We start from the raw sequence: 13,351 nt of genomic DNA, 5'->3' as shown, positions 1-13,351 counted from the left end.
ATTATACCTATATAACCTCTTTTTAATGGCCGAAGCCCGTCAGCCTTATTACTCTTCCTGTGGCCCGATTTTCATAAACGGGTTATAGGCAATTTCCCAAAGATGTCCGTCCGGATCGGCGAAATAGCCAGAATATCCGCCCCAGAATACTTTCTGGCCTGGTTTAATCAGCGTCCCACCCGCCTTCACCGCCTGTTTCAAAATCGCATCCACTTTTGCTTCACTGGCAACGGTTTGCGCCAAAGCCATACCGCGAAAACCTTCTCCCTGAGCACTGACCTGCGCATCCTTTGCCAGCTCATCCCATGGGAATAACGACAACCATGCACCCGCCAGCTCAAAGAAACTGACACTTTCCGAATCAATCACCACTTTCGGAAACCCTAATCCATTTTGATAAAACTCAGTGGCGACGGCTAAATCCTTAACGCCCAGCGTGATCATATTAATGACGGGTTGCATGCTATTTTCTCCAGAATATTGACGGGTTAACCAAAATTACCAGCGTAATGAAGCAACTATCAGTCGTTACATTTCGATTTGCGACCCAGGACACGGATCCCTCTAAACGTCGAATTACATCATGCCTTCAGGTTGTCTCAAAATGTTAACAGCAGCCTCACTTTTGTGGCAAATATCACATACCGTGCTAACCTGACGCCATCAAAAGCACCATCAGTGAGGATCTTGTGACTACAATACGCCGCCGACAGGAGTCCGCTTCGCCTACCCTGCGCTTCCTGCCGGAAACTATTCATATTGGCCGCCAGTTACGGACTTACTGCGATGCCCGCTTCAAAACCATCGGGCTGACACTTGCCCGTGGTCAGGTCCTGTTGCATCTGGAAGCGGCCAATGGCCGTCTTCCGCAGGGAGAACTTACCGCATTGCTGGAAGTCGAACACCCGACTGCGATCCGTCTCTTTGACAGCCTTGCACAGCTTGGGCTGCTGGAGCGCTGCCCCGGTGAAAACGACCGCAGATCCAAAGACATTGTGCTGACCGAAGCCGGTAACGATCTGGCTAATCAGGTGCGTAGCATGACCGACGACATATTAATCCGCGTGATGGAAGGCATCCCGGATGAAAATATCACCGTTGCCCGTGGTGTTCTCGCCGCCATTACTGCCAATATCGCCGCGCTTTGAGTGGCGTTTTCTTCTCCTTCCCCCTCATTAGGCCTGCATTAATCACCTTTGTAATTGATTGATTATTCCCTATTTGCGTTTGTAAATATCACTGATATGAATAATTGAACTAGACACATTTGAAATGCCTCACTACATTATGTAGCAAGCTACAAGCTAGTTGGGTAATGACTTATAAGGCGTAATGATGACGACGCGTTCTGATTCAGATGTCCGGCAGGATGCCGGTGAATTAACAACACGGGATGCATCACCAGTAACAGAGCCCCTCGCGCCAGCATCCGAAGCAGGATCTGTTCCTCCCTCAACGCATCATCCGTTTGCAGTTCAGGTGAATACCTGGCTCTCCCGTTACCCGCGATTACGTATCGGTGTATACGTCATGGCGTCGTTGATTATTGGTATGACGCAGGGTCTTGGGATCAATCTTGTGGGTTCCAACCTGCCAGGGATCCAGGGATCGCTTGGAATTTCTAACGTAGAAAGCTACTGGCTGATTGCCGCGTATACCGCCACCAGTGTGACCGGCACCATCCTGCTATACAAAATTCGTACCCAGTTTGGGTTTCGTCGCTTCGGTGAATACGGTCTGCTGTTTTTTGCCGTCGCCTCCATGGCACAAATGTTTACCCATGATTTTCAGACCGCCGTGGCCGTCCGCGCAGTAATGGGTTTTGCGATGGCATCGCTAGGGCCACTGGCGTTGTTCTATATGTTCGAAATATTCCCACCGGCGAAAAAGCTGACGGCGGGACTGTGCTTCGGGCTGGCGGGCAGCCAGATTTCGTTGCCGATTTCCCGCATTATCTCGCCGCACCTGTTAGATCTCGGGCACTGGCACCAGCTGACGATGCTGGAATCCGGTCTTTCACTGATCTGTCTGGCAATCATCTGGATTTTGCCACTGACTCACCCACCGCGCGTGAAAGTGTTCGAGCGCACGGACTGGATAAGTTACCCGCTGATTGCCACCGCCGTGGCCTGTATGTCAGTAGTGCTGACCATGGGCCGCTACTACTGGTGGCAGGAAAAGGCCTGGATTGGCGAAGTTCTGGTCGTAGGAATTATCGCGCTGACGCTCTCCTTTATGGTGGAGTTGCGACGCAAAAATCCGATTATCGACTTACGTTGGCTGATGACACCGGAAATGCTGCTGTTTACCGGTTCGATGCTGTTTGTACGGATGCTTCTCTCCGAGCAAACCACTGGCATGGTGGGTTTTCTGAATCTGGTCGGATTGCTCAACGATCAGCTGATTACGTTGTTCTGCGTCATTCTCGCCGCGACTTTCGCCGGGCTGGTGTTCGTCAGCATTATTCATAAAGCCAACCGGATTGTTTACATCCATCTCTTCTCTATCGCGCTGATTGCCGTGGCGGCGTGGATGGATGCGCATTCAACCGTAGATACGCGCCCCGAACAGTTTTACCTGACGCAGGGAATGATTGCCTTTGGAGGGGCGATATTCCTGCCCACTTCGCTGTGGCTGGGGTTTATCCGCGCGCTGCAATACGGCCAGAGCCAGATCATCAGTTTTGTGCTGGTGTTTCTCTCGACCCAAAACGTCGGTGCGCAGGTCGGTGGCGCATTCCTCGGGACTGTCCAGATTTTGCGTGAGAAGTTCCACTCGAGCGTGCTGACTGAAGGGATTTCACTGCAAAACCCACTGGTGGTTGAGCGGCTTGCTCAGTACAGCCATTTGCTGAAACCAGTATTAAACGATGGCACTCAGCTAAATGCCGAGGCGGTTACACAACTGAGTCTGAAAGTGACTCAACAGGCGGGTTTGCTGGCATATAACGACGTTTTCATGGTGGTGTTTTACATGTCGCTGGGCTGCTTTGCCATCCTTTGCGCGCACATTATTGTCGGACGGATCCAGACCAAAAAGCGCGAAGCCGCTGAGGCTGTTGCGTAAGTCATTCGTTTCTATCATCGAACTAAAAGAGTAATGCGGGAAAAGTGATGAAAAATCTATTTCGTTATCCGTCAATCATTGTGGTGCTTTGCCTGGGTGTGGTCGGTGTGATGTTGGTGTTGTACAGCTGGCAGCTATTTCCGTTTAATTCGCAGGTGGAATCCACCGATAATGCCTACATACGTGGCAATGTCACCCTGCTCAGCCCGCAGGTGTCAGGGTACATCACCGACGTCAAAGTTCAGGATTTTATGCCCGTCAAAAAAGGTGATGTGCTGTTTCTGATTGATGACAGTACCTACCGTCAGGAACTGCTTCAGGCACAAGCCGCTGCCGCACAGCAGCAAGTGACACTGCAAAACTTCGAGCAAAATCAGGCGTCGGGCGCCGCCAGCCTGCAACTAGCTGAAGCAGAACTGCAAAGTGCTCAGGCCACCGAAAGTAAAGCCTCGCTCGATACCGGCCGTAACAGTACCCTGCTGGCGAAAGGTCTGGTGTCGAAAACCATTGGGGATGAACTACACGCCGCCTTGCTAACCGCCAAAGCCAATGTGGCCAAAGCGCGGGCTTCGGTGAACATTGCCCGTCAGGACCTGGCTCTGGTGGATGCCAATAAAGCGTCGCTGGCCGCCGCCTTAAAGGCCGCCCAGGCGAAAGTGGCAGTCGCACAAATTAATCTGCAACATACGCGAATTGTCGCGCCCTCAGACGGACAGCTCGGCGAGGTCAGCGCCCGCATGGGGCAATATGTGACGGCAGGCACGCAAATGACTTCCATCACACCGAAAATCGTCTGGGTGACAGCCAACTTCAAAGAGCGCCAGCTGGCGGAAATGAGCCTCGGCACACCGGCAACGTTTACGGTCGATGCCCTTAACGATCGCCCTTTTAAAGGTCACGTGGTGCGCATTTCCCCGGCAGCAGGTTCTGAATTCAGCGTGCTGAAAGCCGATAACGCCACCGGTAACTTCACTAAAATCTCACAGCGAATTGCCGTGCGGATTGAACTGGAACCAAATCAGACGCAAAGCGATCGTCTGCGACCAGGAATGTCTGCCGTGGTCAGCATCGATACCTCGAACTCACCACGAAACTGATCAACCCGTTACGTCAGAATAATAACGCTGCGCGACGTCAGGATGTGAGCGCAGCCGCCCTTTCAGATAATTGAAACCGACATCGCGGAACAGCGGGTTCAGCGGATCGCTGGCCTCGCCCCGCGCTTCTTTCGCCAGCTCGGGGGGTAATGGGAACAAAGGCACCACGGCGTCGAGTTGCGCGCCGAGAAAGAACGCCAGCGACAGACGTTCACCGGCAGCAGGCGGAGAAACCACACGGTGAACGGTGGCACGCAGATAACCGTTGGTCGCCAGTTCCAGCAACTCACCGATATTCACCACCAGCGTATCCGGCACAGGCAGTGCTTCCACCCATTGGTCTTTTTCCACTTCTACCTGTAATCCGCGCTGATCGTCTTGCAACAAGAAACTGAGGAAACCGGAATCTTTGTGCGCACCGACGCCCTGATTCCCCTCACCCTCAGGCCGTCCCGGATAACGAATCAGCTTAATATGTTCATTGGGCTTTTCGCCATACAGGGGATCAAACGCCTCTTCTGGCAGTTTCAGTGCCAGCGCAAACGCACGCAGCAGGCTCAATGACATCGCAGTCATCTCCTGCTGCCAGCGCAGCAGCAAGGGCCGTAGTTCGGGTAATGCCTCAGGCCACTGATTAGGCCCCTGCAATCTGGCCCACGCAGGGGTGCTATCATCTATCGGTAGTTTCGGTCGCTCTGCACCGAGATCAAACTGCTCCCGCCAGTCAGGCTGACCACGCGTAATCTCCGAGGCCGCGCGGTTATAGCCACGAAAATGCGAAGAGTTGATCATCGCCACGGCCAGTTTTTCTTCTTCTGGTAAAGCAAAGAACTGGCGAGAGGCGTTTTGGACGTCGCATAGCAGGGTTTTATCAATGCCGTGATTTTTAAGATAGAAAAAGCCGATTTCGCGGGCGGCGTAACGCAGCTCTGACAGAAACGCTTCGCGCTTTTGCGGCGAAGCTGAAAACTGGCTGAAGTCGATCAGTGGGATATTCGTGGAAGGCTGGCTCATCGCTGGCTCCGCTGTGAATTAAATGGGGCTGTTCTTATCCCGACGCTATCACGGTCTCCGAACGGGTGACCAATAGCCAGAGGCTATGATTTATACTGCGTAGTTATGAATGACGGGTGATGAGTGAGGAATGATGAGAAATGAGTAACGAATGTGATGACCTGTTATTCGTCAGTCTTCACATTCGTCAGAGGCTTTGAGGGGTATTAACGCTGCTTATCGCCCAGGTAACGATACACCACCGCCAGATCCTGATCGCCATAGCCTGCACCCACCGCGCCCTGCCAGGTTTCACTGATGCGTTTCATCACTGGCAGCTCCAGTTTACTGCCAGCAGCCAGCGCCAGATTGATGTCCTTCAGCGCCCACGTCAGCTGCATCTGAGGTGTGTAATCACCGCTTTTGAACATCTCCATTTTACCTTTGATGTAAGGTGCAGCCAGCGGTCCGCCTTCCAGCACATTCCACAAATCATCCGTTGAGAAACCAAACTCTTCGGCGAGCTGCGTGGTTTCAGCGATCCCTTCCATCATGGCAATCAGCCAGGCGTTTACCACCAGTTTCATCTTAGATGCGCGACCCGCTTCCCCCAGCCATTTAGTCGCTTTGGAGATCGCCGCAAATACCGTCTCCACGGCGGCTCCCGCTTCACGATCGCCGCTGGCCAGCACCACAATCTGCGCCTGCTCAGCCGGCGCTTTCGTGCCGGACACTGGCGCATCGAAAAACACCACGTCCGGACGCTGCGCTTTGATCAGTGCTATCAGACTTTCGGTTGCGTCTACACCCAGCGTCCCCATCTGCGCGATGATTCCGCCTTGTTTGAGACCTGCGAGTAAACCGTTATCCCCCTGACAGACATCCAGCGACGTTTTGCCATCGGACAACATAGTGATCACTACATCTGCGCCTTCAACAGTCTCACGCGGCGTCGTGCCACGGGTCGCGCCTGCCTTAACCAGATCATCACCACGTGACGCCGTACGGTTCCAGACACGGGTAGTAAATCCTTTCTTGATCAGGTTTGTAGCAAACGCATGTCCCATCGCGCCGAGGCCTAGCACGGCGACGACCGGTTGTTGAAGTTCGGATTGCTGACTCATGTGTGACTCCTTATGCAAATAATGATTGTGGTCAAAGGCTAACACTGCTGAGTTTCATGCGGGACTGGCTTCTGTAACCGGATGCAACAGAACGGCTGATAGTACTTAACCTCAGCAGACCAACTGGCGTAACATACGCGCTTTCTTATCGTTAAATAACATTGAAGATTCTGCGCAGTCTATGATTTGGCGTAGATTTTCAGGAGTAGTTAGCATTATGAGTAAAGTCGTTTTGATCGGAATTATTTCATTTATTTTCCTGATGATGGTTGTGATGCTGGGCTCGGTCTACATCTACCCGTGGTGGATGCAGCGTTCAACCGAAGGCGCCTGTGCGCAGATCAGCAAGAGCAACGCAATTGATACGGTCACCCGTGATTACATGGAAAACCGTATCCCGAACTGGGGCAACGATAAAGACAACATGGGAACATCTGTTCCGGTGTTGAGCTTCATTAGTGATGATGCGAAAGAAGACAAAGGCACTTACCACATTCCGTTCAGCGCCAAAGGCCCGAACGGCACGTTGGGATATGTGGCGCATTTTAATTGTTCGAATCATTATGTTAAGTATTCGACTGTAGAGTAGGAATGAAGCCAGACCGGGCTTCAGGACGGTTTCCGGGTTGTTTCCGGGTTGTTTCCGGGTTGCACCGGGGCTTTCCAAATTTGACCGGGAATATTTCGGTTTCTCAATTGCAGTGATCACTGCGCGTTTCGCGCCGAAACCGACCAAGGGAGGGAAGTGCTTTCCCTCCCTTGGATCCCTCCCCGCTTTTTTAAACACGCTTTCGCTGGAACGATGGCCGTGTTCTGGTACTTCCGCTCGTGGCGCAAAACCCTGCCGCTGCGCGGTTCCCTCTCTCGGTCCTGAAGCCTCAGGTCTTCAGGCCGCTCCGTTCGGCAGGATTTTTTTATCGCGCCACCCCACCATTTAAAAGAACAAACCTGAGTGATTTTAATTAGTTATTTTTCTGAAATGATCTGAGCCGGTGAAGTAGTGACCTAAAAAGCACTGGCCGCGTTCAAAAATCGCGCCGAAGTGAGAGGTGGAAAACCGCGCGTTTTTTGCGCGGGTTGTAACCCGAACGAAGGGCACCGCGCAGCGGCGGGATTGTGCGGCAATAGCATGCGTTTCTGAAACAGAGCCCGGATGCATGGCACGTGTTTTAAAGAGCCTGGGATTCTTAAGGGGGGCGGCGATAAGCCCCCCTTAAGGCCAGTTTGGGCGGCAGCCCAAGGTGTTGACCTTGAAGTTGATCTTAAAGTTGTGAACCCCTCCATTCCGTCACCCCATCACTTAACAATTTGTTTCCCTTTCCTGATGCCCCCAATTAGAATGCAAACCGTTATCATTTGTATTTACTTTGCTCGACTTTATTTCAGGGAACCATTCACATGTCTTACAACCACGCCCCTTGCGGGGCTTTACTCGGTGGGTTTAAAAAATCCGTCGTTGCTTTAGCTATTCTCCACTGCTCACCCCTTCTGGCGGCAACACAGTCTTCTGAAGACTCTATTACCGTCAACGCGCAAGCCGATACGCTGGATAACACGAATTACAGCGCTACGCAGAGCTCGACCGCCAGCAAAAACGATACCCCGCTTAATGAAACGCCGCAGTCGGTCAGCGTGGTCACGCAGTCGATGATTCAGGATTACGACGTTACGTCACTCGATGATGCGATGAAGTTCGTCAGCGGTGTGACGCAGGGAAATACGCTCGGCGGAACGGAAGATGGTTTTGTGAAGCGCGGTTTTGGGGCGAACAGTGACGGGTCGATTCTCATTGATGGCGTGCGGAGCAATCAGGGGCTGGGTTTTGATTCGACTATCGATCATATCGACGTGCTGAAAGGATCCGCATCACTGTTGTATGGGATCCAAAACCCCGGCGGCGTGATCAACATGATCACCAAAAAACCGCTGTATGAGTGGAATACCCGTGTCAGTGGCCGTACCGGTGGATTTGGTGGCGGAGCGGGAACTCTCGACGTTACAGGCCCTTTAGGCAACGGATTTGCGTTTCGCATGATCGCCGAGCGCCAGTATGAAGATTACTGGCGCAACTTTGGCAGCGATTCACACACCCTGCTCGCGCCGTCACTGAGCTGGTTCGGTGAGAAAGCCAGTTTCAACATCAGTTATCAGGAATACAAATACGATATTCCTTACGATCGCGGGACGGTATTCTCCAACGGCAAACCGCTGGATATTCCTTATAACCGCCGTCTCGACGAACTGGCGAACCATGCCTGGGGCAAAACTAAGCGTCTTAACACCACGTGGGAATATCAGCTGAATGAAGACTGGAAAACGCGTCTGACCTACGCCTGGCAACAACGCCGGTATGACAGCAATGAAGTTCGCGCCACCGCAGTAAATACCGAAACCGGTGCTGTGACCCGTCGTGCGGATGCTAACCGCGGTTTCAACCATCAAAACAGCTATACGTCATGGGATTGGATCGGCAATCAGGAGATTTTCACAATGATGAATGACCTGCTGATTGGTGTTGATTACGAGAAAAACGAAACCTACAAACAGTATTCGTACCGTGGCAAAACCTTCAGTACATTCAACATGTACGATCCGGTGTACGGCGTAGAACCTATCACCAACAGCAGCACCTATTCCGACAGCAACAGTAACCTGCGCAATACGCTATATAACAAATCCATCTACCTGAAAGACAGCATTCACCTGACGGATAAATGGATAGGCGTGGTGGGCGCGCGTTATCAGCATTACAACCAGAAGCAAACGTCCGGTTTTGTGAAGCCAACCCAAAGTCTGGATGATACCGATGATAAATTCCTGCCGCAGGTTGGTGTGGTGTACAAACTGACGGACGACCTTTCGTTCTACGCCAACTACAGTCAGTCTTTTACCCCTTCCACGGATGTGGATGACAACGGCAACGTGGCCTCACCGGAAAGCGGTACCACCTATGAAGTCGGCACCAAATGGCAGATTTCACCACGTCTGGATGCCACGCTGGCGGTGTATCGCATTGATGAAGAAGACATGTCAGTATTCATTAACGGCGTTACCCGCAATATTCCGAAAGCACGCTCGACAGGCGCGGAACTGGAGATTAACGGGGAAATAGCCAAAGACTGGGACCTGACCGCCAGCTACAGTTACGATAAAACGGAAATCACCGAAGATGATGTGAACTCTGCCAACGTCGGCAACCGTCTGGTGAATGCCCCAACCAACATGGGCAGCCTCTATCTCAGTCATACGATGCGCTGGTCAGTAATCCCGGGGGATTTCCGCGTGGGTGGCGGGGCGCGTTACGTCGGTACGCGGGCGGGTGATCCGGAAAATAGCTTTACGCTGCCGGATTACACCGTGGCCGATGCGTTTGTCGCCTGGGACAATCAGTTACTGGGCAAACATACCCAGATAAAGCTCAATGTGAATAATCTGTTCGACAAAGAATATTATTCCTCAAGCGCCGGAAATTTACGCGTAATCGAAGGCGAGCCGCGCAATGTGGTGCTCTCGGCTGCGGTGGATTTCTGACCGCGGGAAGAAAGAGAGATGGAAGATCTGAGCAGTTGATAAGCGCCGGCACAGAAATGTGCCGGTTTTCGTTATACGTTATACATCACTAGTAATACGTTTTACGTTATTCGTCACCCGTTACTTTGCAGGTAACTTACTCCAGTAAGTCCCGCTGAACGGCACCGGCAGGAACTGTTGATAAAGATCTTTCATGGTTTGCTGCGGATCGACATCGTTGAATAGCTGCGGATACATCGCTTTCGCAAACACTTCAACATCCACCAGATGGTACGGGCTGAGGTAGAAATTATGCCAGACGCTGTACGCGCGCCCTTCCCGCACCGCTTTCAGTGTGGACAGCACCGGTTGCTGATCCATCACCTGACGGAAACTCTGTGCAGCTTCTTTCTGTGTGACCTGCGGACCCAGCATCAGATTCGATACTCGCTTACCTTCGGGGCCTGCCATTCCGGTGGTGATATACACGTCGGGGTTGGCGACAATCACCGCCTCCGGGTTCAAATCCCCATATACGCTTTTGAACGCGCCTTTGGCGATGTTATCGCCCCCTGCAAATGCCAGCAAATCCGCCAGATTGCCGTGAGAAACTGTGGTACAACAGGCCTCGCGGCGCCCCAAATGAAGCTGCAACATCACCGTAGGTTTCTTCCCCTGATACGCGTTGATGCGCTCCTGCACACGGTTCATATGCTGCTGATAGAAGGTAATAAAACGCGCCGCTTTTTCAGGATGGTTGAGCACATCGCCTAACAGCTTCACGCTGGGGATCGTGTTATGCAGTTGATCGACGCGCAGATCGACGTAGATCACCGGGATCCCCGCTTTGGTCAGCGCTTCCTGCATCACATCGTGATCGTCCTGTTTTTTGGCGTAAACCGGCAAAATCACCAGATCAGGCTTTAGCGCAATCACCTTCTCGACATTCATCTGGGTATAGTTGTTTTGCCCTAGCAACGGGATCTTGCCAATTTCCGGAAAAGCGTCCAGATACATCGCCCAGCTTTGCGCATCCAGCGACGCCATATCCCCCGGCCACCCCACTACATGCTGCGCAGGATTTCCGTCCTGTACCAACGCCAGCGTATATAACATCCGGCTTTCGCCAACGATAATACGTTGGGGATTGTCGGGAACCTCGACCGTGCGATGAGAAATATCTGTCACCGTTTTGGCCTGCACGACACCGGCGAGCAGCAGGCATGAGATCAGCAACGAAGGAATGAATTTAGGCATAGTACCTCAGGGAGGAATTTTTAATGTGGGGATGATAATGATAATCGTTGAGTATCGCAAACGTGAGGATATGCATCTTTAATGCGCATTTTTAATATTAGCTTATCGATATAATGAATTTCTAACATAGTAGTAACCCGTTTATGGTGATAACTCCTGCCAGCGCAGCCTCAATTCGCTGGCCTCTGACCCGAGGAGAAACAGCTCATGAGCGTGCAATTTATTGGGATGATCGGCCACCGGTTGGCATCTGAAATCATCCCGCCGGCCGGTCCGATTTTTGATAAGCAATACATCGCCGATTTCGCCAAAGCCCACGAAGACGCAGGGTTTGACCGCATTCTGGTAGCTTATGCCTCAGACCAGCCAGATGCCTTTCTGGTGACTGCCCATGCCGGGGCAAATACTTCCCGTATTCACTTCCTGCTGGCGCACCGTCCCGGTTTTGTTGCCCCTACGCTGGCGGCACGCAAGCTGGCAACACTCGATCACCTGCTGGATGGCCGCGTCGCGGTGCATATCATCAGCGGAGGAAGCGATGCAGATCAACGCCGTGACGGCGATTTCGAACCTAAGTCCGCACGTTATCAGCGTACAGATGAATATATTGATGTCCTGAAAAAAAGCTGGTACTCGGAAAAAGGCTTCGACCATCAGGGTGAATTCTATCAGGCAGAGAATGCCTTCTCGGCTATCAAACCTTATCAGCAACGTTTACCGGTATTCTTTGGTGGCTCCTCTGAAGATGCCATCCGCGTGGCCGGTAAACATGCCGATGTCTTTGCGCTGTGGGGCGAACCGTTGGCAAGCGCGGCGGAAACCGTTGAGGCAGTAAAAACGTCGGCGGCAAAACATCAGCGGAAAATAGATTTCAGCATTTCCTTCCGCCCTGTTCTCGGTAGGACCGAGGAAGAAGCCTGGGCGAAGGCCGATGAAATCCTGGCAAAAGCCAAAGCGCAACAGGAGAAAAGCGGCCAGGTGCTGGCGGCCAAACCGCAAAGCGTCGGGGCGCAACGGTTGCTGGATGCGGTCGCAAAAGGTGACCGGCTTGACAGTTGCCTGTGGACCGGCATCGCGGGGCTGATCGGGGGCGGATCGAACTCGACGGCGCTGGTCGGAACGCCTGAGCAGGTCTCCGATGCGTTGCTCAAGTATTACGATCTGGGCATCACCACGTTCCTGATCCGTGGTTTTGATCCCCTCAATGACGCCGTTGAATATGGCAAAAACCTGATCCCGCTGACGAAGCAGAAAATCGCCGCTCGTCAGGCCGATCATCAACCTGCCCGTGCCAGCCTGGTCTGAGGAATTGTCATGCGAGTGAATGCGAAAAATCTGTTGTTGGCTGTGTCGCTTATCGGCAGCATGTCGGCGGCGTTTGCCGACCCTGTGACCCTGCGTGTGGCGGATCAAAAAGGCAATATGCGTGCGCAACTGGAAGCGGCGGGCAAACTGGATAATCTGCCGTACAGAATTGAATGGTCTGAATTCCCTGCCGCCGCGCCGCTGGCAGAAGCGCTCAATGCGCAAGCAGTGGATGTCGGAATTATCGGCGATGCGCCGCTGTTGTTTGCCGAGGCGGCGGGTGCGCAGGTGAAGGCCATCGCGGTGGATAAATCAGACGCCTACGGCACCGCGCTGCTGGTGAAATCCGACAGTGCGATTAAAACGGCGGCCGATCTGAAAGGCAAAAGTATCGCCACCAACCGCGGATCTATCGGGCATTTCGTGGCACTGAAGGCGCTGGCATCTGCCGGGCTGACTGCCAAAGATGTCACCTTCCGCTTTCTGCCGCCGAGCGATGCCAAACTGGCGCTGACGCAAGGCTCCGTGGATGTCTGGGCGACGTGGGAGCCCTACACTGCGTTCGCAGAAACGCAGGATCATCTGCGAGTGCTCGTCAACGGACGCGGCCTGTGGTCGGGTAACAGCTTCCTCGCCGCGACAGATACCGCGCTTAAAGACCAGGGCAAACGTCAGGCAATTGCCGACTATCTGCAACGCCTGAGCGATGCGCAGATCTGGGCATATAAAAATCTGGATGCTTACAGCGAGAAACTGGCGAAGATTATCGGTTTCCCGCTCGATGCGGCGAAGCTGTCATTTGAACGCCGCAAATCCTACTGGCAGGCGATCGACTCAGCGACCGAAATACAGCAACAGCAGACGGCAGATTTCTATCACGCCCAGGGGTTATTGCCTGTCGCGCTCAACGTGAGCGGCACGTTTGATCACTCTTTCCTGCTGAAATAATCCTGCTTTTCGGCACCGGTTCCCCTGCCGGTGCTTTTTCCCTTTGTCCCA

11 protein-coding genes are annotated in these 13,351 nt (G+C 52.9%); 7 read left to right on the top strand and 4 right to left on the bottom strand.

Annotated features, from left to right (window positions below):
• Nucleotides 1-48: 48 nt before the first annotated feature.
• Nucleotides 49-462: a VOC family protein gene (locus GE278_10625; GenBank protein QLK61187.1), complete on the bottom strand. Its 414-nt coding sequence runs from the start codon at nucleotides 460-462 to the stop codon at nucleotides 49-51.
• Between the two features lie 227 nt (nucleotides 463-689).
• On the opposite strand from GE278_10625, the gene GE278_10620 reads away from it, so the two are divergent.
• The 3 genes from GE278_10620 to GE278_10610 all read left to right on the top strand — a co-directional run bounded on the left by GE278_10620 (nucleotide 690) and on the right by GE278_10610 (nucleotide 4,163).
• A complete protein-coding gene (locus GE278_10620; protein QLK61186.1) occupies nucleotides 690-1,148 on the top strand; it encodes a MarR family transcriptional regulator in 459 nt (152 codons plus the stop codon).
• A 184-nt stretch (nucleotides 1,149-1,332) separates the two neighbouring features.
• Entirely contained in the window at nucleotides 1,333-3,066 is a 1,734-nt protein-coding gene (locus tag GE278_10615) for an MFS transporter (protein QLK61185.1), read from the top strand.
• Between the two features lie 47 nt (nucleotides 3,067-3,113).
• A complete protein-coding gene (locus GE278_10610; protein ID QLK61184.1) occupies nucleotides 3,114-4,163 on the top strand; it encodes an HlyD family efflux transporter periplasmic adaptor subunit in 1,050 nt (349 codons plus the stop codon).
• On the opposite strand, the gene GE278_10605 is transcribed toward GE278_10610, so the two are convergent.
• Nucleotides 4,164-5,177 (bottom strand): isopenicillin N synthase family oxygenase, encoded by a 1,014-nt coding sequence (locus tag GE278_10605; protein ID QLK61183.1) that lies wholly within the window; start codon nucleotides 5,175-5,177, stop codon nucleotides 4,164-4,166.
• A 206-nt stretch (nucleotides 5,178-5,383) separates the two neighbouring features.
• Entirely contained in the window at nucleotides 5,384-6,280 is an 897-nt protein-coding gene (locus GE278_10600) for an NAD-binding protein (protein QLK61182.1), read from the bottom strand.
• Nucleotides 6,281-6,497: 217 nt separating this feature from the next.
• Between GE278_10600 and GE278_10595 the strand changes: the two genes are divergently transcribed.
• Both GE278_10595 and GE278_10590 read left to right on the top strand, forming a co-directional pair.
• Complete coding sequence (locus GE278_10595; protein ID QLK61181.1) at nucleotides 6,498-6,869, top strand: colicin M resistance protein; 372 nt, start codon at nucleotides 6,498-6,500, stop codon at nucleotides 6,867-6,869.
• An 809-nt stretch (nucleotides 6,870-7,678) separates the two neighbouring features.
• Nucleotides 7,679-9,811: a TonB-dependent siderophore receptor gene (locus tag GE278_10590; GenBank protein ID QLK61180.1), complete on the top strand. Its 2,133-nt coding sequence runs from the start codon at nucleotides 7,679-7,681 to the stop codon at nucleotides 9,809-9,811.
• A 120-nt stretch (nucleotides 9,812-9,931) separates the two neighbouring features.
• On the opposite strand, the gene GE278_10585 is transcribed toward GE278_10590, so the two are convergent.
• Nucleotides 9,932-11,047 (bottom strand): ABC transporter substrate-binding protein, encoded by a 1,116-nt coding sequence (locus GE278_10585; protein ID QLK61179.1) that lies wholly within the window; start codon nucleotides 11,045-11,047, stop codon nucleotides 9,932-9,934.
• A 207-nt stretch (nucleotides 11,048-11,254) separates the two neighbouring features.
• On the opposite strand from GE278_10585, the gene GE278_10580 reads away from it, so the two are divergent.
• On the top strand, nucleotides 11,255-12,352 hold the full coding sequence (locus GE278_10580; protein ID QLK61178.1) for an LLM class flavin-dependent oxidoreductase: 1,098 nt from the start codon (nucleotides 11,255-11,257) through the stop codon (nucleotides 12,350-12,352).
• 9 nt (nucleotides 12,353-12,361) lie between these two features.
• A complete protein-coding gene (locus tag GE278_10575; GenBank protein QLK61177.1) occupies nucleotides 12,362-13,300 on the top strand; it encodes an aliphatic sulfonate ABC transporter substrate-binding protein in 939 nt (312 codons plus the stop codon).
• Nucleotides 13,301-13,351 lie beyond the last annotated feature (51 nt).

Source organism: Enterobacteriaceae bacterium Kacie_13, assembly GCA_013457415.1.
Taxonomy (GTDB): domain Bacteria; phylum Pseudomonadota; class Gammaproteobacteria; order Enterobacterales; family Enterobacteriaceae; genus Rahnella.
Note: the sequence above shows the minus strand (reverse complement) of the source record. Positions and strands in the feature narration are given on the sequence as shown.